The sequence below is a fragment of the Jeotgalibacillus salarius genome, from assembly GCF_004405125.1.
Taxonomy (GTDB): Bacteria; Bacillota; Bacilli; order Bacillales; family Jeotgalibacillaceae; genus Jeotgalibacillus; species Jeotgalibacillus salarius.
Genome location: NZ_SORX01000004.1, coordinates 29,639 through 51,739 on the forward strand (window position 1 = coordinate 29,639; position 22,101 = coordinate 51,739).

Genomic DNA, 22,101 nt, shown 5'->3' on the forward strand with positions numbered 1-22,101 from the left:
GTTGGTTCTGATGATGAATCGAGTCGTATTAGTCGGTCGATTAACGAAGGATCCGGACTTGCGCTATACGCCAAGCGGTGTAGCAGTTGCAACATTCACACTCGCTGTCAATCGTGCTTTCACGAACCAGCAGGGAGACCGTGAAGCGGATTTTATTAACTGCGTTGTCTGGAGACGTCCAGCTGAAAACGTAGCAAACTTCCTTAAAAAAGGAAGCCTTGCAGGCGTTGATGGACGCATTCAGACGCGAAGCTATGAGAACCAGGAAGGCAAACGCGTGTATGTCACTGAAGTGAATGCAGAAAGTGTTCAATTCCTGGAGCCGAAGAACGCTTCAGGCGGCGGCCAGTCCGGCGGCGGAAGCAATCAAGGGTATCAGGACAATAATAACTTCGGTCAGAATCAACCGCGTGAAAACCAAAGTAATCAAGGCAACCAGAACAATCAGAACTACACAAGAGTGGACAAGGACCCATTCTCAAATGACGGTCAGCCGATCGACATTTCAGATGATGATCTGCCATTCTAAAAAGTGTAGCACTATAAAAATTTAAACAAGAAGGAGGGGAATCCCATGGCAGGAGGACGCAGAGGCGGTAAGCGTCGTAAAAAGGTGTGTTACTTTACTTCAAACGGTATTACACACATCGATTATAAAGACGTTGACCTACTAAGAAAGTTTATCTCAGAGCGTGGAAAAATTCTTCCACGTCGTGTAACTGGAACAAGCGCTAAGTATCAGCGCAGACTGACAGTTGCAGTTAAGCGCGCACGTACAATGGCGCTACTACCATTCGTTTCTGGCGAATAATAGAGCGTAAAGCTGTCGGCCTTTTGGTCAGACAGCTTTTTTTATGACCATGAGGTAAATAGCGGTGATGGAATTCCTTCAAGTATGATGACGAGTCCTTCATTTTCGCTTTGAATTCCATTAGTGTTGTCTTATATGTCTTATATAAATATGCTTCCATCATTTCGTTCTGTTTATCCCTCAATACAGATCAGACTTTAATTCCCACACTTTAGCTGTCATCTTGGAAAGAATCATGTATCAGCCACCCTCAATCATCAAAATACCATGACTTTTAACCTAAATAAATCCATTGATCTGAAAATTATATCGTTACATCGTGACGTACGAACTAAACTATTTGTAATAGCCCCTCAACATTTTCACATATCATCCGATCTATATATATAGGTCTGGCTTAGTGTTTAAATCTGGACTTGAATTCAATCGTATGAGGTGAACAGGGTGAAACTAAAATCAATTAAAACGAAACTAATTATGACAACATCGCTGGTATTAATTACAGCGTTTGCAGTACTGCTCAGTCTCACTGGCTGGCAGCTTCATGACCGCACACAGGAAAATGTACTCCAGCAGGCAGAAGGCATTGCCGGAGAGCTAGAAAATTCAACTGAAACGTTTCTTGATCAGTATGGACGAAGCATTGAACAGGTGGCTTCTACGACAACTGCTATTCAATATGCAGAATCAGCACTTGAAGACGGAGATGCTGCGAGTACCAATGAGCTTGAACAATTATTAGAAGAATATTTAACAATCTATGCAGATCCTTCCTCAATTTATGTGGCAGCTGATAATGGATCTTTGCTAATATCTCCAAATGTGGATCTTCCGGCAGATTTTGACGCGACTACACGTGACTGGTATCAGCAGGCTGCTGCAGAACCGGATGCTGTAATATGGAGTGAGCCCTATATTGATGAGGCGACTGGTGAATATGTAATTACGGCCGCTAAAGCAATGCAAAGCGGTACACAACTGGTTGGTGTCGTTGGTGTAGATGTGAAACTTGGAGATTTAACAACAAAGCTTGGAGAAACACAAATCGGCTATAATGGTTATCCGTTTGTGCTTTCAAGTGAAGGTGTTGCGATTGTTCACCCGACACTCCAAAGTGAAAGTCTGATGGACCTCGAATTTATTCAGGACCTCTTTGCCCAGGAGCAGGAAAGCGGACGTATCGATTATACCTATGATGGTGCAGATAAACTGATGGTATACTCAACGGCAAGTAATACGAACTGGAAGATCGGTGTGGCATTCGACCAGTCGGATATTGCGGCTGAATCACTTTCTATTTTAGTGTTACTGATGATTATTGGTGTTGTAACACTGATTATTGCAGGGGTAATCATGTCAATTGTAGCCAGCAGATTTTCAAAGCCGATTGTGAAGCTGAGTGAATCCGTGCGCGAGGTTGCAAACGGTGATCTGAGTACACGTGCGAATGTAAAATCTAACGATGAGATTGGTGAACTTGCGACTCAATTTAACATGATGGTTGATCATATGAATGAAATTTTGACAACGGTGAAAACGTCTGTTGAAGAAGTTCGTGGCTCAGCTGAAGGGTTGAGCGCAGTAGCGGAAGAAACGAATGCTTCAAGTGAGCAGGTGGCCAGTGCGGTAAGTGATATTGCAGATGGTGCATCGCAATCAGCTGAGGAAGCGGATGAAGCAAACCGACAGTCATACAACCTCGGAGAAAAAATTAATGCGATTTCAGAGCAGTCCAAGCAAATGTCAGAAGTGGCAAGTGAAGCGGGCAGTGTAAATGCCAGCGGATTGAGCCAGATGAAACAGCTGAAAGAATACCATACATCTTCTACCGGCTTTATCCAGTCGATGGAATCTGTCATTACAGATCTTGAAACCAAAGTTCAGACAATTGAAACGGTGATGGCAACCATTACTGAAATTTCATCCCAGACCAACCTGTTAGCTCTTAATGCGTCAATTGAGGCAGCGCGTGCAGGTGAGCATGGTAAAGGTTTTGCGGTTGTAGCAGATGAAGTCAGAAAGCTTGCTGAGCAATCAGTGAGGGCGACTGATGAAGTGAAACAAACGATTGCTGATATTCAGGACAGCTCAAAGCGTGCCGTAAATGAAATGGGACGCACGAAAGAGAATTTCGATCATCAGTCAGTTGTTGTTGAACAGACGAACGAAATTTTTGATCAGATATCTGATTTCATGGGCACGATGGAAACGTCAATTCTCGCTGTATACCGTGAAATTCAGGATGTGTCGACGAGTAAAGAAGCTGTGGCGCGTGTGATTCAGGAAATGGCGGCTATGGCAGAAGAAACAGCTGCATCATGCCAGCAGGTGTCAGCTTCAACTGATGAACAGGTGAAAGCGATTCAGACAGTCACTGAATCTGCAGAACGCTTGAGTGAGCTGAGCGATGATCTGCAGCAGGCAGTGAACCGCTTCCGGCTGGATGAGCATAAAGAAGCATAACAGGAAAGCCTTCGGATCATTGTGGGATCACTGGGAAAATCACTAAAAGCGACCGGTTCATTTCCGTTTCAGGCGGAGGCTTTCCGGACGTGGACCGTTTTTTGGTCCCATTCGAAAGCCTCCTCGGCAAGCCTGCGGGGTCTTAGTTGACACGCTAATCGTCCCGGAGTCCCCACCTTCCACTGCAATGAACCTAAGCTTTTTATAAAATTTAATGTCATGAAAAGGAAGATGATGCTCAAGCGTCATCTTCCTTTTTTCTCTTTTAATAGAAAAATTTATTATTTTCCAAGGACTCTTATTGTGATCCGGAGGCTCTTTCAAATTCATCAATAAAGTGAACGACAGCGATGAGGAATTACACACAATAAGGGGCTGCGGGTTGAAGGGGAACGGACAGATAGATAGAATAGATAGGTATCAAGTCTTGATTAGAAAATTTGAGGTGTATGAATGAACAATACAAATACGTTGAAGCTGACTGAAGGCGCGATGATGACTGCATTTTTCGCCGTTTTATTACTGATTACGGTTTATGTGCCGTTTATTTCGGTTGTGTCCGGTCTGTTTTTACTGATGCCTTTTCTACTATACAGTGTGAAATACTCTATTCGCGCTTCACTGCTGATGTTTGCAGCATCTTTAGGCGTAGCAGGAATCGTAGGCGGTGTGTTTTCGATCCCTATTGCCATTTTATACGGTACGACTGGCGTTGTGATGGGCTGGCTCGTTCAACAGGGTAAGAGCAAGTTTATGATTTTCATGATTTCAACGCTTGTTTTTGCTGTAAATCTGGTCGTACAGTATTTATTTTCGATTCTCCTTTTTGGGGTTAATATGATTGATGAGTTTTTCACTTTAATGGATGACTCGCTGGAGCAGGCGATTTCCCTTTACTCAGCAGCAGGAATTGATACAGGTAATGTGCAGGAACAATTTGCACAAGTTATGCTGACTTTTGAAACGCTGCTGCCATCGTTAATTGTTCTATCTTCAGCATTGCTGATCTGGATTATGATGATCATTAATTTCCCGCTTGTTAAGCGCCTTACGAAAAGGGACTTACCGAATTTCGAATCGTTTCGCAATCTATCTTTACCAAAAAACGTCATCTGGTATTACCTGATCATTCTGTTGACAGCACTCATTGCAACACCTGAGCAGGGGACCATGTTTGCTTATGCCTTAATTAATCTGCAATTTGGATTTGAGCTGTTAATGGTTCTTCAGGGTCTTGCTTTCATTCATTTCTATGGTCATTCAAAAGGCTGGAGCAAGAGTCTTTTGGTGATTTTGACCATATTAGGCGTATTAATCAATCCATTGACGCGAATTTTAGGTATAATAGACTTAGGTTTTGATTTGCGAAAAAGGATCAGTGCTAAAAAGTAAAGGCACATTCTTTCTTTAGAATGGATAAAATAAAGCATAAATCATGCAACGGGTGAACCGTTTTGGGAGATGGAAGCATGCCAACATATTTTCAACACCGGATTTTACGCCGGCTGCTGCTTGGGCTTGCGCTGGTTGTCCTTCTGATTGCGGCGGTATTATTTTTATATAACTGGATGTTTGCAGTCGGTACGCTGATTCTGGCAGTGCCGATCTTATGGTTCGCTTTTGCGTACGAAAAGCGGTTCTTTAACGATACTGAAGAATACATTGCGACGCTCTCCTACAGGGTGAAAAGGGTAGGGGAAGAAGCGCTGATGGAAATGCCGGTCGGAATTCTGCTGTATAATGATGATTTTTTTGTAGAGTGGTCAAATCCTTATTTGTCCGCTTTTATTGAAGATGGTCCGATGATTGGCCGGTCTTTATATGATGTAGCTGATGTGCTGGTACCGGTGATTAAGAAAGAAAGCACTGCTGAGGAGACGGTTTCGTGGCAGGGACGCATCTTTCGGGTAATTCACAGACAGGACGAAAAGCTGCTGTATTTCTTTGATGTAACCGAGCAATCTGTAGTCGAAGAACAGTATGCGGCTGACCGTACTGTAATCTCCGTTATTTTTCTGGATAACTATGATGAATTAACGCAGGGGATGGATGACTCTGCCCGCAGTAATATTAACAGTTCAGTTACCACACTGCTTAATCAGTGGGCGACAGAACATGATATTTATGTGAAAAGGGTGTCATCTGACCGTTTTCTTGCGGTGATGAATGAGCGTATTTTACGTGATTTAGAGCATGAGAAATTTACGATTCTGGATTCGATCCGGGATATGACGTCGAAGCAAAATGTCCCGCTGACGCTCAGCATTGGAATCGGGTCGGGCGCTGAGACACTTCCTGAGCTTGGACGTCAGGCGCAGTCCAGCCTTGATCTTGCACTTGGACGCGGTGGCGATCAGGTCGTCATTAACCAGGCGAATGGAAAAGTGAAGTTTTACGGCGGAAAAACGAATCCAATGGAAAAGAGGACGCGTGTGCGTGCGAGAGTCATTTCCCATGCTTTACGTGAACTGATGGTCAGTAGTGATAAAGTGATTGTCATGGGACATAAGCGTCCTGATATGGATGCGGTTGGAGCGGCAATTGGTGTGAGAAAGATTGCACAGATGAACCAGAGAGAAGGTTTTGTCGCACTTAACTTTACTGAAATCGACAGCGGTGTAAATCGCCTGATTGATGAAATTAAAACGAAGCCCGACTTATTTTCTCATATCATCACACCTGAAGAAGCGCTGGATATGGTGACAGATGATACCTTACTGGTCATCGTGGATACGCATAAGCCGAGTCTTGTAATTGAAGAGAAGCTTCTTAACAAGGCAGAGAAAGTTGTTGTCATTGATCACCACCGCCGTGGAGAAGAATTTATTGATCATCCGCTGCTTGTCTATATGGAGCCTTACGCTTCCTCCACTGCGGAGCTTGTCACAGAGCTGCTGGATTATCAGCCGAAAACAGAGAAAATCACAATGCTTGAAGCGACTGCGCTACTTGCTGGTATAATAGTGGACACGAAAAGCTTTACGATGCGTACGGGTTCAAGGACGTTTGATGCCGCTTCTTATCTGAGAACGCTTGGGGCAGATACAGTGCTTGTCCAGCAGTTTTTAAGGGAAGATGTAACAACGTACGTTGAACGTGCGCGACTCGTTGAAACGGTCACTTTCTATAAGCACGGGATGGCGATTGCCATTGGTGACGATGACAGGGTACATGATTCCGTCATTATTGCACAGGCGGCCGATACGCTGCTGCAAATGGAAGATGTCGCCGCGTCATTCGTTGTCGCTTTCCGTGACGAAAATGTTGTAGGGATCAGTGCAAGATCTCTTGGTACAGTCAATGTCCAGCTGATCATGGAAAAATTGAATGGCGGAGGTCATTTAACGAACTCAGCCACGCAGCTTAAAAATATGACCATTGATGAGGCGGTTGAACAGCTGAAACAGGCAATCAATGAACACATCGAAGGAGGAACTGAAGAATCATGAAAGTAATTTTCCTACAAGACGTTAAAGGTAAAGGCAAAAAAGGAGAAGTGAAAAACGTAGCGGACGGCTATGCACACAACTACCTTCTGAAAAATAATCTGGCTGCTGAAGCAAACGCAGGAAACGTCAGCCAATTGAACGCGCAAAAGAAAAAGAAAGAGCAGGAAGCGCAGCAGGTGCTTGAAGAAGCGAAGCAGCTGAAGGCAAAAATGGAAGAGCTGACAGTTGAACTGACAGCAAAATCCGGTGAAGACGGCCGCCTTTTCGGTTCTGTAACTTCTAAGCAAATCGCTGAAGAGCTGAAAAAAACGCACGGCATCAAAGTCGATAAGCGTAAAATTGAAATGAGCGATGCAATTCGTTCACTTGGCTATACGAATGTACCGGCGAAAATTCATAATGACGTAACAGCTACTGTAAAGGTTCACGTGACAGAGGAATAATTTAGGGTCTTCGGAACCACTCACATACGTGATATACTCAATATATAGCGTATAAAACAGAAACAAATATAAGTGCCGGGACTGTGCGAATTTCCTGAGAGGGAGCGCAGTCCCGGCCTTTTATAAAGCATCACAGGAGGGATCCGACGTGAACGAACAGTATGCGGACCGAATGCCGCCGCAAAACATAGAAGCCGAGCAGGCCGTGCTTGGTGCCATCTTTTTAGAACCCCAGTCACTGATATCTGCACAGGAAGTCCTCATGCCCGAAGATTTTTACCGCAGCGCCCACCAGCGCATTTTTGACGTAATGATTAATTTAAGTGATAAAGGTAAAGCGATTGACCTCGTAACGGTAACGGAAGAGTTGTCAGCAATGAAAGAGCTTGAAGACATTGGTGGAATCTCGTATTTGACTGATCTCGCAGGCTTTGTGCCGACTGCTGCAAACCTTGAATATTACGCGCATATTGTGGAAGAGAAGGCACTTTTAAGAAGGCTGATCCGTACCGCAACAACAATCGCTCAGGATAGTTATTCACGTGAAGATGAAGTTGAAAACCTTTTAGCTGAAGCCGAACGAAACATAATGGAAGTGGCGAACCGTAAAAACACGAGTGCCTTCCATTCAATGAAAGATGTGCTCGTGCGCACGTACGATAACATTGAAATCCTGAACAGTACGCAGGGTGAAGTGACAGGGATTGCGACAGGATTTAACGAGCTTGACCGTATGACGGCGGGATTTCAGCGGAATGACCTGATCATCGTCGCTGCACGTCCGTCAGTAGGTAAGACGGCTTTCGCGTTAAATATCGCTCAGAACGTAGCAACAAAAACGGGTGAAAATGTTGCGATTTTCAGTCTTGAGATGGGTGCAGAGCAGCTCGTCATGCGTATGCTCTGCGCTGAAGGTAATATCAATGCCCAGAATCTGCGTACAGGTGCCCTCACAGACGAGGACTGGCGCAAGCTGACCATGGCCATGGGAAGTCTTTCAAACGCCGGTATCTACATTGACGACACGCCTGGTGTGCGTGTGCAGGATATCCGGGCAAAATGCCGCCGTCTGAAACAGGAACACGGACTTGGCATGATTTTAATTGACTACATGCAGCTGATCCACGGTACCGGAAAGCCTGGAGAAAACCGTCAGCAGGAAGTCTCTGAGATTTCCCGTTCATTAAAAGGGCTGGCGCGTGAGCTTGAAGTGCCGGTGATCGCACTTTCTCAGCTTTCACGTGGTGTAGAATCACGTCAGGACAAGCGTCCGATGATGTCTGACTTACGTGAATCAGGAAGTATTGAGCAGGATGCCGATATCGTGGCCTTCCTTTATCGTGATGACTATTATGATAAAGAAAGTGAAAACCAGAATACGATTGAAATCATCATCGCCAAACAGCGTAACGGCCCGGTTGGTACGGTCGCCTTAGCGTTTATCAAAGAATACAATAAATTCGTTAACCTCGAGCGGCGTCTCGACGATCCAAATATGCCGCCTGGTGCGTAAAGCCTCCTTTATGGGGGCTTTTTTGCTGCGCGCTTCGGGGCCAAGGAAGGAACGGCGCGCGTGCCGGATGTTGTGTTTCAGCCGGTGAGTGCACGGTTTTGGTTCGTGAGTGCACGACACACCCGGGTTGAGTGCATAATACGCCGCCGCGAGTGCACGCTTTCCCAAATCGGATGTTCTGATACCAAAATCAGTTGCAGTACTTTTCCTCTTCATGCCTTTAAGAAACAAAAAGACAGTTACCTGACAACATCCAGGGCTGCTTCGCGTAGTATGCAGGAGTTTGGGTGTTGAGTACATACTTTTGCATGGTGAGTGCACGACACACCCGGGTTGAGTGCACAACCCATCGCCGCGAGTGCACAATCCTCCAAATCGGATGTCCAATCCACAACATCGCATGCAGTCAACCAGTTTCCTATTCTCTCGAAATAAACGAATATAAATAACGTTTTCATAAATAATGTTCGTCTTTTTGCATTGACTACCCCCTCAATGACTGGTAAACTGATCTTGTTTGATAAAAAGGGTGTAACAGCCTGACGGAGGTGCGTTCCATGTCTTCAGTAGTTGTAGTAGGAACTCAATGGGGAGATGAAGGTAAAGGTAAGATCACTGACTTTCTCTCAGAACATGCAGAAGTAATTGCACGCTATCAGGGCGGTAATAATGCAGGTCATACAATTAAATTTGATGGTGAAACATATAAACTTCATCTTATTCCATCCGGTATCTTTTACAAAGATAAGATTTCTGTAATCGGTAACGGTATGGTTGTAGATCCAAAAGCGCTTGTGCAGGAGCTGAAATATCTTCATGATCGCGGTGTCAGTACGGAGAATCTTCGCATCAGTAACCGTGCGCACGTCATTCTTCCTTACCATTTGAAATTGGATGAAGTGGAAGAAGAGCGTAAAGGTGCAAATAAAATCGGCACAACGAAAAAAGGAATCGGACCGGCTTACATGGATAAAGCAGCCCGCGCCGGAATCCGTATCGCCGATCTTTTAGATAAAGATTCGTTTGAAGAGAAGCTTGAACATAATTTAGTTGAAAAGAACCGTATGCTTGAGCGCTTCTATGAAGTTGAAGGGTTTAAAATGGAAGATGTTTTTGAAGAGTATTATGAATATGGTCAGCAGATCGCAAAGTACGTATGTGATACATCTGTCGTATTAAACGATGCACTTGATGAAGCGCGCCGTGTACTTTTTGAAGGTGCTCAGGGTGTGATGCTTGATATTGACCAGGGTACATACCCGTATGTGACATCTTCGAACCCGGTAGCGGGCGGCGTAACGATTGGTTCAGGTGTTGGTCCAACGAAAATCGGTCACGTGGTAGGTGTTTCAAAAGCTTATACAACGCGTGTTGGTGACGGACCATTCCCAACAGAGCTTCACGATGAAATCGGCAGTAAGATCCGTGAAGTGGGCCGTGAATATGGAACAACAACCGGCCGTGCGCGCCGCGTTGGCTGGTTCGACAGTGTCGTGGTACGTCATGCCCGCCGTGTGAGCGGTTTGACAGATCTTTCACTGAACTCAATTGATGTATTAACAGGCATCAAAAAACTGAAAATCTGTACAGCTTACCGCCTCGGCGATGAGATTATTACAGAATACCCGGCAAACCTTCGCACACTGGCGAAATGTGAGCCGATCTATGAAGAACTTCCGGGCTGGGATGAAGACATTACAGGCGTTACTTCACTTGATGAGCTGCCTGAAAATGCACGTCACTATCTGGAGCGCGTGTCACAGCTAACAGGTATCCCGCTATCAATCTTCTCAGTAGGACCTGACCGCACACAGACAAACGTTGTGAAAAGCGTGTGGAGAGTAGAAAAATAATAAAATGAAAAAAGGGTATCTGACCAACTTGGCAGATACCCTTTTTATTATAAAATTTTAACATCCCAATCTTTAACGGCCTGCTGAACGTTAGAAAATGTTTGTATGTCCTTAAAGTGAATGCCGTTTAACACGATATGCTGTGCAAGTTCAGGACGTAAACCGCTCACATTGACATCAACACCGAGCAATTTCAGTACATTCGTGATATCAAACACGTGACCCGCTACCTCATTATCAACCGTGACGATCCCTGAGAAATCAATAATGACACAATCCAGTTCCATTTCGCTCATGGCAGGAATTGTTTTGGTCATCAGGTGCTCTGCCCGTGCAGCGTCAATTTTTCCGACGAGAGGCAAAACCACAACGCCTGGCTGAATTGGAACGATCGGCGCAGAAAGCTCAAGAATTTCTCTACGGCTTTCTTCATTAATCCTGTTCTTGTATCGTTCAAATATCAATACAGATTCACGCATATTGATATCAAGAATAAAATTCAATCGATTTAAAACGAAAAGCGTGTCTTTAGTTGAAAGGTTATTGTTCAAACAGATTGTGCCAATCAGGTCACTGAAATACATGCGTGTGTCCGGATAAGGTTTAATGAGTGAAGAAAGCTTATCAATCATTGATACTTGCTGCTCAATGTTTTCTTTGCTCCACTTCAAATATTTTTCCTCCACCGATTCTTCCTTTTCAACAATTAATGTCTCAGAGAAAAATTCAAAGAAACGACCGTTATTTTTACGTGCGTCTTCAACCATATGCTTCGGAATTTCTATATCTACTTTTCCAAGACTGTAAACCAGCAGCTTTTCCCCAAGTTCTTGCCCATTCTCTTTCAGGTATGCAGCGAAATCCTGAATTGAACCCATGTAAATCCCTCAATTCTTTAATAATTGGTGATGTATTTGTAGCGGTGAGTGCTGACTTAAACGCCTCCCTCCGCTTTTCTCTTGTCCAGCTCCGGGCGCTAGCTCCTCGGGTCATAAGTCACGCAGCGAAAAAGGGAAAGTGCACCCTTTTCCCGCTCCGCGTCTTATGCCTGTCGGATCTGAACGAGCGCCCTCCGCTTTTCTTAGTGAATCGCTTTTTTCTTGAATCTTCCGCCTCTCACTTCGGCGATGCTGCCGACTGCGAGGAAGGCGTTTGGGTCTATGTCTTCTACTATACCCTTCAGCTTGGCTTCTTCAAGCCTGGTGATCACACAAAAAACAACTTTTTTCTGATGTAGAGTGAAGCCACCCTGGCCGTTCAGGTAAGTCACCCCGCGACCCAGACGGTCAATAATCGCATCTCCAATTTCTAAATAGTTGTCACTGATGATCCATGCGGCTTTAGATTCATCCATTCCCTGAATCACAATATCTATCACTTTAAATGCAATAAAATAAGCCATTAACGAATACATGGCACGGTCCCAACTGAAAACAAACCCTGCTACTGTAAAAATAAATAAGTTAAAAAACATAATCATTTCCCCGACTGAAAAGGGGAGATTCTTGTTGAATAGAATTGCGAGAATTTCTGTTCCATCAAGTGAACCACCATATCGGATCACAATTCCTACACCAGCACCGAGTACGATACCGCCAAACACAGTGGCCAGCAGTAAATCGTCTGTAAATACTTCCGCGCTGTGAAGGATATAGGTGGAAATTGATAAAACAGAAATACCAAGCAGAGTAGAAAGCGCAAATGTTTTTCCAATCTGCTTATAGCCAATGAAGAAAAAAGGAATATTAAGTACAAATATAAAAAGTCCGAGCTTCCATCCTGTCAGATAGGAAAGGATAATTGAAATACCGACAATTCCGCCATCAAGCACCTGATTAGGTACCAAAAAAAGTTCCAGCCCCACAGCCATCAGCACTGCGCCAAGGCAAATAAAGAAAATACGCTTACTAATCATCTTTAAGGAAAGCTTCTTGTGCTGACTCCTCTTCTTAGCAGATACAGGAGGCAATTCATTCTTCTTCCGTTTACTTGGCAATACGCATCCCTCCCGGTGGTATAGATGTCTATATTATACATGATTAAAAGAAAAGCGGAAGCAGGCGTTTAGGGGCGTATGCGGTGGACTGAAGTGATTAAGATAAAGGAATCACGGTGAACGCAGTGAGCAGATGATGACTTATCGAAATGAGTTGAGGGAAGCGCACTAGCCCCTGCCTGCTGCAGCTGGACAAAAGAAAAGCGGAAGCAGGCGTTTAGAGGCGTTCAACCTGGAAAATCTTCCAGTTGAAAAAACCCGCAAACGCGGGTCATTCAACTGTGTCATATAAAACATTCAGGCGTTTATAGGTCTTATCATCGCAAATAACATATAAATTATCGCCTTCCTTTAAAGGCTTCCTGATCGCATCCTGAAAGTCCATATCATCATTGACCGCAATCAATACAGCCCCGTCATCAAGCAGTTTTTGTGAAGCATCACGATAGGTTTTCCACGCAGATTTTGATTTAATCACATAAATATTATTACCGAACCGCTTACTGAGAAGCTGTCTGAAAATCGTTGTTGTACCAGGCTGAAGTGTCGCTTTAGCCATCAGAAGTGAAACAGAATCATCAGATAAAATAAAGTCATCAACGCGAATATGATTGAATTTAGAGATATGACGCTCTTCACAGATTTCAACCACTGTCTGAATATCCACTTGATGCTCTACGGATAAAGCCTCTACTGCAGAAGCGATTAACAGACTTTTACCATCTCTTAAAACTGTATCTTCAATGTCAGGATCTGAAAAAATGGCCACTCTTTTCGCTTCAGTAATATTCGCTTTATGTAAAATGCGTTCTTCACTAGGGTCCCCACTAATAAAATGAACTTTTTCATCAATCATAGGGGCTTCAGGAGCATCTTCTACAAGCACGATTTCAGCCCCGTTGTTATGGTATAGTACTTCCTTGATCGCCTGCTCAGTCTTCTTTGACCAGCCGATATATACATAATGACCACTTTTTTTATACACGAGTCTTCCCTCCTTTTTTAAACGCTGGTATGTACTTGCTGCTTCCACAATCTTTCCAATCAGCACCCCAATCAGACCAATTCCGAAGATAAACAGAAAGATCCCAACCAGTCTGCCGGCTACTGTGACAGGAAAGAAATCACCATATCCAACCGTTGTCAGCGTAGTCATTGTCCACCAGAAACTATCAAACAGTGTTGGGAAAGTTTCGGGCTCGATATAATAAACTGAGAACGTCCCGAATAGAATAATAAATGCTGATAAAATAGCTATGACACGGAAATCCATCTCAGAAAGCTGTTTCCAGAGCTTCATAAATATATGCATGACTTATCCCCCCTTTGTAATCAATACGTCTTTTATATTGAGAAGTTTCATATATATATAGATTTTAACTTTCTTTTAAGCTTCCGCATAGCCCGGACTTATCCGGAAAGATGAACAATGACTTCATTGTAAGCCACTGAAAAATGCAGATTCTTCAGTGGCCTGACTTCATTGATACTATTCTTTTTGATAGTGATCCCCCTTCATTTTAAAAAACTATAAAAATATTTTAAAAAAAGATTGTCACCTTTTGAAAGGTTATGGTATAGTTAGTTTCGTTGCTAAGGTAGCGCCAAACAATGGCCCGTTGGTCAAGCGGTTAAGACACCGCCCTTTCACGGCGGTAACACGGGTTCGAATCCCGTACGGGTCACCATAATACATATTATCGAAAACTTATCTGGTCCCGTGGTGTAGCGGTTAACATGCCTGCCTGTCACGCAGGAGATCGCCGGTTCGATCCCGGTCGGGACCGCCATTTAGGCTTTGTAGCTCAGTCGGTAGAGCAATGGACTGAAAATCCATGTGTCGGCGGTTCGATTCCGTCCAAAGCCATAAGATACGCTGCAATCGTGGCGTATTTTTTTTATTCTCCAAACCCTCTTATATAACCTCTTCTCTCTATCTTTAAACATCTCATTTACATAACAAAATCATTACAGTCAATAAATTGTCACTTTTTCAAACCCGGCACAGACGATACGATCAGGTTATTGGAAATTACTGGAGTATTCCGTCAATATATCGTTTTTTACAGTTAGGCAACATGACTTGTATGACATCCCCTGTATGGTACATTTGGATGGCGCATTTTTAGCGGCGTTGATTCAACCTTACTTTATGGAGGAAAAAATAATGAAAAATCTATATAAAGAGCAAAACCTTTTAACAATAAAATCAGACATCAGTCTTAAAATATTTGCTGCAGGCGTCATGCTGTCATCAGCCCTCTGGGGGTTTGGCGGGGAAGCTGCTGCTGAATCACGTGGACTGACAGTGGTTCATCACGTTTATGCAGGGGAAGCGTATGTAGGTGTTGTAACAGACCCGGATGATCTTACTGCCTGGGCAGAGAAAAAGGAAGAAACGCTTGAAGAAGAGTCTTCCACAGATGTAACGCATAACCTTTCTCTTATTCCAGAACAAGTGTTTAATCCTCATACAGAAGATGAGGAATTAATTGATCAGGCAAAAGATGCAGCTGCATTTGTAACAGATGCATACGAACTTACGATTGGAAAGCATACTGCTGCGTATGTGAAAAACAAAGAAGAAGCTGAAGAAGCACTGCGTCAGCTTAAGTTAACTGTTGTATCAGAGGAAGAGCTTGACCGCTTTGAACAGGGTGATTTGAGCAAAGACTTAGAACCAGGGGACAGCCGCATTGCTGATATTGAGCTAAAAGGAATTGGAGAACAGGAAGAAACACAGGTAGAACCTGACGCTCTTTCTACACCTGAAGAAGCAGCTGAAAAGCTTTTAGCCGGAACGACATCAATCATTGACTATGAAGTGGCAGAAGGCGAATCGAAAGAAGAGATTCTTGAACTTTTTGAAATGGATGAGGAATTGTTTGATGAACTGAATCAGCATGCCGGGAACCTTTCAGCTGGATTAATGGTCAAGGTTGAGGAAAAAGTAGCCGGTGTTGAAGTTCGGGTGAAAAAAGAGTCACGTATTCAGGAAACAATTGAATTTGATGAAGTCATAAAAGACGACAGCGGGATGCTGAAAGGTGAAACAAGCGTAGAACAGGAAGGCCAGGATGGCGAAAAAGTATATACGCAGATGATTACCGAAGTAAATGGGAAGCAGACCGCTAAATCAGATGAAGATGAAGAAGTCACAAAAGAAGCAAAAAATCACATCGTGCTTGAAGGAACAAAAGAAATTCCTTCTAAAGGAACAGGGTCTCTGGTTTGGCCTGCAGATGGCGGATATATTTCAAGTCACCAGGGACCGCGTTGGGGCGATCATCATAAGGGTATTGATATTGCAAGCCCTGACAGTCTGACTATTGGTAACGTGGATCATGGTGTTGTTGTGTCTGCCGGATTTGAAGGTGACTATGGAAACAAGGTTGTGATTGATCATAACAATGGCATGCGCACCATCTATGCCCATTTGAGTGAAATTCACGTACAGCCGGGTCAGACGGTTGCCAAAGGTGAATCGCTTGGTTTGATGGGTACAACCGGATTCTCTACCGGTATCCACCTTCACTTTGAAATATATGTAAACGGCGATTTGAAAAACCCGATGGACTATTTGCAACATTAATAATGGCACTGCTGCCGGTACAGGTTAGAACAAAATCTGGACACCGGCAGCAGTTTTGTATATCTTGGATGAAACATTGGATTAAATGGTTATGTTAGAGTTCAATGATGATTCTGCACGCTTGAAGCGGAAATCAACAGCAACCTTTAACAGAGCTTACTAAAAAGCTATTTCCCGGGAAATCACCTGTTAAAATAGGGTAAAGAGTGAATTATCGACGTTAACGTGATACATTTACTATAAGACTAAATAACGCTCATAGATTACGAATTCAAAGGAGACTCATGAGATGGACAAAAAGATTTTAGTTGTTGACGATGAAAAGCCAATTGCAGATATACTACAGTTTAATTTAAAAAAAGAAGGTTACGAGGTTCACTGTGCTTATGACGGTGATGAGGCGCTTGAGAAAGTGGAAGAAATCAAGCCTGACCTGATTCTTCTTGATATTATGCTTCCTGGAAGAGACGGCATGGAAGTATGCCGTGAAGTACGAAAGAATTATGAGATGCCGATTATTATGCTGACTGCAAAAGATTCTGAGATTGATAAAGTACTTGGACTTGAGCTTGGGGCAGATGATTACGTAACGAAACCTTTCAGTACGCGTGAACTTGTTGCGCGTGTGAAGGCTAATATGCGCCGCCATCAGGCATTAAAAGGGCAGGTTGAAGAAGAGAACCTGACAAATGAAATTACAGTCGGTGTACTGACGATTCACCCGGATGCCTACATGGTTACTAAGCGCGGTGAAACGATTGAGCTGACTCATCGTGAATTTGAACTGCTTCATTACTTATCAAAGCATATTGGACAAGTTATGACGCGTGAGCATTTGCTTCAGACTGTATGGGGCTATGATTACTACGGTGATGTGCGAACAGTTGATGTAACAGTCCGCCGTTTGCGTGAAAAGATTGAAGATAATCCGAGTCACCCACTCTGGATCGTGACGCGCCGAGGCGTCGGTTATTACCTGAGAAACCCGGATCAGGATTAGACTTAAATGAGAAAGGTTAATTTCTTTCAATCTATACATTTAAAGTTTGTGCTGATATACGTACTCTTAATCGCATTAGCTATGCAGATTATTGGCGTTTATTTTGTGCGTGAGCTTGAAGACACGCTTCTCGAAAACTTTAAAACATCGATTGAAGACCGCATGAGCCCCCTTGAATACAGCATTACAGAAGAAATTAAAGCTGACCTGGCGGGCGAACGGTCAGATGATGAACCTTCATTACAAGAGTCCATCCAGGTTTTGCTGGGTGGACTTAATTCTGAAGATATCGAGGAAGTACGTATTATCGACGCAAGAAACCGGGTGCTCGGAACTTCGGATGATAATAATCAGCCAGTCGTGGGTCAACGGATGAATAATGAACTGCTACAGCGAATGTTTATTGAAGGAGGACCTCCTCCAAACAGTTTAAATGAAACATATGTAGACCGTGAAACCGGAGAGCGGATGTGGGTGCTTGCGATGCCACTGATCGAAGGCAGTGACGTCATCGGGGCGATTCACGTTGAATCAAGGATTGAAAACGTTTATTCCCAAATGGATCAAATTAATGGCATTCTGGCGGGAGGAACAGCGATTTCACTTGTGATTACCGCGATTCTCGGTGTGCTGCTTGCCCAGACGATTACAAGACCCATTGCAGATATGAGAAGTCATGCTGTAGATATGGCAAAAGGGAATTTTTCCAGAAAAGTTAAAGTGTATGGACATGATGAAATTGGTCAGCTAGCGATTACCTTTAACAATCTGACGAAAAGACTTCAGGAAGCGCGTGTGACGACTGAAGCGGAGAAAAGGAAACTCTCCAGTGTCCTCAGTTATATGACAGATGGCGTGATTGCTACAGACCGGCGAGGCAGGGTGATTTTGATTAATGATCCGGCTGCTGCGATGCTGAGTGTTTCACGTGAAACAGTGCTCTCGATGTCTCTGCCGGAATTGCTTGGCATTGAAGATGAGTATTCCTTTGAAGATCTTTCAAGCCAGAATGAGTCACTCATTCTAAATTTCGGTACACAGGCAAAACCTTATATTTTACGTTGCAACTTTTCAGCCATACAAAAAGAAACAGGTTTTGTCAGCGGGTTGATTGCCGTGCTGCATGATATTACCGAGCAGGAAAAAATCGATGCAGAACGCCGCGAATTTGTAGCAAATGTATCTCACGAACTGCGTACACCGCTAACAACGATGCGCAGTTATCTGGAAGCACTTGCTGAAGGTGCGTGGGAAGACGAGGAAATTGCTCCTCAATTCCTTCATACAACGCAAACTGAAACTGAACGGATGATCCGTCTGGTCAACGATTTACTGCAGCTGTCGAAAATGGACAGCCGTGACTATCGATTAAATAAAGACTGGGTTAACTTTATTGCATTTTATCAGCGGATTATTGACCGTTTTGACATGGGGCGTTCTCAGAACGTGTCATTTAAAGTGAAGCTGCCGAAAGAGCCTGTCTATGCGGAAATTGATACAGATAAAATGACACAGGTGCTCGATAACATTATCTCGAATGCGCTGAAGTACTCACCTGAAGGCGGTCAAATTGGTTTTAAGGTTGAGTTGAAGGAGCGCGAAAAAGAAATGGTAATCAGCGTGTCTGATCAGGGTGTCGGGATCCCGCGTGAGAATCTGAAGAATATTTTTGAACGTTTCTACCGTGTGGACAAAGCCAGAACGAGACAGCTGGGCGGTACAGGTCTTGGACTTGCGATTGCAAAAGAGATGATCACTGCTCACGGCGGTCAGGTCTGGGCTTCAAGTGTGGAAGGAAGAGGTACAACCATTTATTTCACACTGCCATATGATCCGGAAAGTGAGGATGAATGGGCATGAAAAGAATGGAACTGTTAAAAACAATTCTGCTGTCAACGCTTGTGACTTTAAGCTTACTGCTCACTTGGAATGTCTGGTCTTATCAGCCTGCAAGTGATCCTTATGATGAATCTGAGACTACAGTGGAGAACGTAGCAATTGCTGATGAACGCAACAGCAGCGAGCTGATTCAGCCATCCCGTTTTCTGGTGCACGGGGAAGTTGCGGTCAGCGGGACATCTGATGAAACTAACATTAATACACTGACTTCACTGATGGAAGAATGGAATATTTATAACGTTCAGCAGAATTATTCATTTAACGAAGAAGAATTTCAGGATATTGTGCACGGTTCTAATAGAATCGAAGTGCTGTATCCGGCTGAGATCCCGTTCAGTGCATATCGCGATATTTTAAACTTTGAAAACAGCAGTCTGCCTGAAGATGCATTTGACCGTGTGGTGATTGATCTGTCGGGCCAGGATGATACGCCATTCACTCTTTACTTCGTCCATTATGAGAATAGAGTCATCTATGAAGGACGTGTGGATGCGACTCATCTGGAAGAACTGAATAACCAGATTGTGTCCGGTGCGGCAACTGCTTATTCTCCATATTTTGCTCATGATACAGGTGAACGGTTTATTTATCTGCCTGTTGAGCGCAGGGAGTATCTTAAATATCTTTATAAAATGAGTACCATTGATATCAACCTGTTCAGAAGGGCACTGTTTCAGGACCCTGATGCAGTAACGATGAACCAGTTTGGTGCTTCGCGCGATCAGTATTTTGATCAGTCGTCGAACTTAATGGAGGTTGACCGTAACAACAATACGCTCAGCTATGTGAATCCATCTGCAGAGCTTTCAACAGTCGGCAGAGCGGGCGAACTGTTCCAAAAGAGTAGACGGTTTGTGAATGAGCATGAAGGATGGGTGGATACGTATTATCTCTATAACCTTGATGCGATGGATCAGGAAGTGACATATCGTATGCACGAGCAGGGGCTGCCGGTCTTTAATGACAATGGTGCTGCTGAGATCTATCAGGAGTGGGGAGAAACGAGAATCCATCAGTATGCCCGCTCATTTTTATCGAAGCAGGTTGAGATACCGGTAGAATCCGATAGAGTGTCAATCGGGTCGGGCTATGAAGCCATTGAAGCAATTGAAAGTATAGAGGATTACGAGCCTGAGCGATTGCAGGATGTCACAGTCGGCTACTATATGACTAAGAATTCAACTGATAATACGTATACGCTTGATCCTGTCTGGTACTATAAATATAATGGCAGCTGGGCGAGAGTACCGGTAATAGGAGGAGGGGATCCGGTTGGACTGGAGTAAAACGAAAACCATCTTTATCGTTGTATTTCTTATACTGGATATCTTCCTCTTTATCCTGTTTGTTCAAAAATACGAAGACAGTCAGCTCGAAATAATTGGTGACCTCTCGACAACGGAAAGAATTGCCGATGAAAACGTCACATTAGGTGAACTGCCGGATGCGGACGACAGCCGTCCCTACCTGAACGCTGAATTTTCTCTTTTTATGAATTCAGATATACAGGGGCTGGAGGGGCAAAGCGCAACGATCCGGGAAGGGCAGATTCTAAGCTCAATTCTGAGTGATCCCATCGCAATTGCAGATCCTGAAAACCCAGAAGAATTGAATGAGCAAATAGAAGACTATGTGTTATATGGGGATCAATATACGTTCTGGGACTACGATGAAGAAGACAATCAGCTGATCTACTTTCAAACGTTTGAAGACTTTACCCTTTACTACAACCTGAACGCGCAAATTGCCGTTCAGCTGAATGAAAATAATGAAGCAATCTCTTATGAGCAAACGCACCTGACGTCTTTAGAGGAGTTCACAGAAGAACAGCAGCTCAGAGAACCGAGAGCAGTACTTGAAACCTTTTATGACCGTAACCTGATTCAGCCAAATTCAACGGCAGTAAATCTTCAACTGGGTTACTATCCGCTTTTCGTACAGGAAGCAGGAAGTGATTCAGGAGATGGCGCAACACAGGTGCTGACGCCTACCTGGAAGATGACGATTGAAAATGAAAACGGTGATCGGAATGAGTTATTCATGAATGCTGTAGACGGCAGTATTTTTGATATGAGTCAGGTCAATCTCGATTTTGAACAGCTGGAAGAAAACGACGAAACTGCGGAGTGAAGCAATATGACGATGCATATGAGTGTACTGGCAAGCGGCAGTACAGGCAATGCAACTTTTATAGAAAATGAGCAGCATTCCTTTCTGGTAGATGCCGGCCTCAGCGGCAAACAGATGGAAGGACTCTTCAGCCAGATTGACCGTTCAATTAAAGATCTGAGCGGCATTCTGGTGACACACGAACACAGCGACCATATTAAAGGCCTTGGCATACTGGCCCGCCGCTACAATTTGCCGATTTATGCAAATGAAAAAACGTGGCACGCGATGGAACCGCTCATTGGAAAGGTGAACAGCGAACAAAAGTTTATTTTCCCGATGGAGACAGTCCAGTCATTTGGCAGTCTGGATATTGAATCATTCGGTGTGTCACATGATGCCGCGGAGCCAATGTTTTACGTGTTTCATGAGAATGGCAAGAAAATCGTGCTCATTACAGACACAGGATATGTGAGTGAACGTATGAAAGGGATCATTAAAGGTGCAGATGTCTACGTCTTTGAAAGCAACCATGATGTGGGCATGCTGCGCATGTGCCATTATCCATGGAGCATCAAGCGCCGGATTCTGAGTGATGTCGGTCACGTTTCCAATGAAGACGCGGCGATTGCCATGAGCGAAGTGCTGACGGATGAGACAAAACGCATCTACTTATCTCACCTTTCTAAAGACAATAATATGAAGGATCTCGCCCGCATGAGTGTCTCGCAAACACTTGAGGGCTGCGGATTAAAGGTTGGAGAAACATTCGACCTTTATGACACAGATGCAAAAACGGCAACAGAACTTTATAAAATTGTGTAGCACTGCCTTCGGGTGGTGCTGTTTTTTTGGCTGTCGTGTGTGGGGTGGTTCGGAGAAAATGTGGTGATGTTCGTAGAAAAACATGTGACGTTCAAAGAACCGGAGGTCATATTCTAAGAAAAACAGACATGGTTCGTAGAAAAAACAC

At 43.9% G+C, this 22,101-nt stretch carries 17 protein-coding genes and 3 tRNA genes; 17 read left to right on the top strand and 3 right to left on the bottom strand.

The window, feature by feature from the left end; translation table 11 throughout:
* The first annotated feature begins 10 nt into the window (after positions 1–10).
* The 8 genes from ssb to E2626_RS07710 all read left to right on the top strand — a co-directional run bounded on the left by ssb (position 11) and on the right by E2626_RS07710 (position 10,532).
* The gene (gene ssb, locus E2626_RS07675) at positions 11–529 is read left to right on the top strand and encodes a single-stranded DNA-binding protein (protein WP_134381169.1); all 519 of its coding nucleotides are present in this window, start codon (positions 11–13) and stop codon (positions 527–529) included.
* A 45-nt stretch (positions 530–574) separates the two neighbouring features.
* Positions 575–811 carry a 30S ribosomal protein S18 gene (gene rpsR, locus E2626_RS07680; protein WP_134381170.1) on the top strand — a complete coding sequence of 79 codons (237 nt, stop codon included), beginning with the start codon at positions 575–577 and terminating at the stop codon, positions 809–811.
* Between the two features lie 444 nt (positions 812–1,255).
* Positions 1,256–3,274, top strand: a complete 2,019-nt coding sequence (locus E2626_RS07685) for a methyl-accepting chemotaxis protein (protein ID WP_134381171.1) — start codon at positions 1,256–1,258, stop codon at positions 3,272–3,274.
* A gap of 453 nt (positions 3,275–3,727) precedes the next feature.
* Positions 3,728–4,666 (top strand): YybS family protein, encoded by a 939-nt coding sequence (locus tag E2626_RS07690; protein ID WP_134381172.1) that lies wholly within the window; start codon positions 3,728–3,730, stop codon positions 4,664–4,666.
* A 77-nt stretch (positions 4,667–4,743) separates the two neighbouring features.
* A complete protein-coding gene (locus E2626_RS07695) occupies positions 4,744–6,723 on the top strand; it encodes a DHH family phosphoesterase (protein WP_134381173.1) in 1,980 nt (659 codons plus the stop codon).
* Complete coding sequence (gene rplI / locus E2626_RS07700; protein WP_134381174.1) at positions 6,720–7,166, top strand: 50S ribosomal protein L9; 447 nt, start codon at positions 6,720–6,722, stop codon at positions 7,164–7,166. Before E2626_RS07695 ends, rplI begins: the two co-directional genes overlap by 4 nt.
* Before the next feature lie 148 nt (positions 7,167–7,314).
* Entirely contained in the window at positions 7,315–8,679 is a 1,365-nt protein-coding gene (gene dnaB, locus E2626_RS07705) for a replicative DNA helicase (protein ID WP_134381175.1), read from the top strand.
* A 557-nt stretch (positions 8,680–9,236) separates the two neighbouring features.
* Positions 9,237–10,532: an adenylosuccinate synthase gene (locus E2626_RS07710; protein WP_134381176.1), complete on the top strand. Its 1,296-nt coding sequence runs from the start codon at positions 9,237–9,239 to the stop codon at positions 10,530–10,532.
* A gap of 47 nt (positions 10,533–10,579) precedes the next feature.
* On the opposite strand, the gene E2626_RS07715 is transcribed toward E2626_RS07710, so the two are convergent.
* The 3 genes from E2626_RS07715 to E2626_RS07725 all read right to left on the bottom strand — a co-directional run bounded on the left by E2626_RS07715 (position 10,580) and on the right by E2626_RS07725 (position 13,840).
* Positions 10,580–11,410 (bottom strand): STAS domain-containing protein, encoded by an 831-nt coding sequence (locus E2626_RS07715; RefSeq protein WP_134381177.1) that lies wholly within the window; start codon positions 11,408–11,410, stop codon positions 10,580–10,582.
* Between the two features lie 203 nt (positions 11,411–11,613).
* On the bottom strand, positions 11,614–12,447 hold the full coding sequence (locus tag E2626_RS07720; protein ID WP_134381490.1) for a YitT family protein: 834 nt from the start codon (positions 12,445–12,447) through the stop codon (positions 11,614–11,616).
* Between the two features lie 352 nt (positions 12,448–12,799).
* Complete coding sequence (locus E2626_RS07725; protein ID WP_134381178.1) at positions 12,800–13,840, bottom strand: potassium channel family protein; 1,041 nt, start codon at positions 13,838–13,840, stop codon at positions 12,800–12,802.
* Positions 13,841–14,141: 301 nt separating this feature from the next.
* Between E2626_RS07725 and E2626_RS07730 the strand changes: the two genes are divergently transcribed.
* From E2626_RS07730 to E2626_RS07770, 9 genes are all read left to right on the top strand, one after another.
* Positions 14,142–14,216, top strand: a tRNA-Glu gene (locus E2626_RS07730).
* Positions 14,217–14,242: 26 nt separating this feature from the next.
* A tRNA-Asp gene (locus E2626_RS07735) sits at positions 14,243–14,318 on the top strand.
* A gap of 4 nt (positions 14,319–14,322) precedes the next feature.
* A tRNA-Phe gene (locus tag E2626_RS07740) sits at positions 14,323–14,395 on the top strand.
* Between the two features lie 300 nt (positions 14,396–14,695).
* Positions 14,696–16,120 carry a peptidoglycan DD-metalloendopeptidase family protein gene (locus E2626_RS07745; RefSeq protein WP_166786768.1) on the top strand — a complete coding sequence of 475 codons (1,425 nt, stop codon included), beginning with the start codon at positions 14,696–14,698 and terminating at the stop codon, positions 16,118–16,120.
* A 289-nt stretch (positions 16,121–16,409) separates the two neighbouring features.
* Positions 16,410–17,120, top strand: a complete 711-nt coding sequence (gene yycF / locus E2626_RS07750) for a response regulator YycF (RefSeq protein WP_039812910.1) — start codon at positions 16,410–16,412, stop codon at positions 17,118–17,120.
* A gap of 6 nt (positions 17,121–17,126) precedes the next feature.
* On the top strand, positions 17,127–18,980 hold the full coding sequence (walK, locus tag E2626_RS07755) for a cell wall metabolism sensor histidine kinase WalK (RefSeq protein WP_134381180.1): 1,854 nt from the start codon (positions 17,127–17,129) through the stop codon (positions 18,978–18,980).
* Positions 18,977–20,305, top strand: a complete 1,329-nt coding sequence (locus tag E2626_RS07760) for a YycH family regulatory protein (RefSeq protein WP_166786769.1) — start codon at positions 18,977–18,979, stop codon at positions 20,303–20,305. The genes walK and E2626_RS07760 overlap by 4 nt, the downstream gene beginning before the upstream one ends.
* A complete protein-coding gene (locus E2626_RS07765; protein WP_166786770.1) occupies positions 20,292–21,149 on the top strand; it encodes a two-component system regulatory protein YycI in 858 nt (285 codons plus the stop codon). The genes E2626_RS07760 and E2626_RS07765 overlap by 14 nt, the downstream gene beginning before the upstream one ends.
* A 6-nt stretch (positions 21,150–21,155) precedes the next feature.
* Positions 21,156–21,953, top strand: a complete 798-nt coding sequence (locus E2626_RS07770; protein WP_134381183.1) for an MBL fold metallo-hydrolase — start codon at positions 21,156–21,158, stop codon at positions 21,951–21,953.
* Positions 21,954–22,101 lie beyond the last annotated feature (148 nt).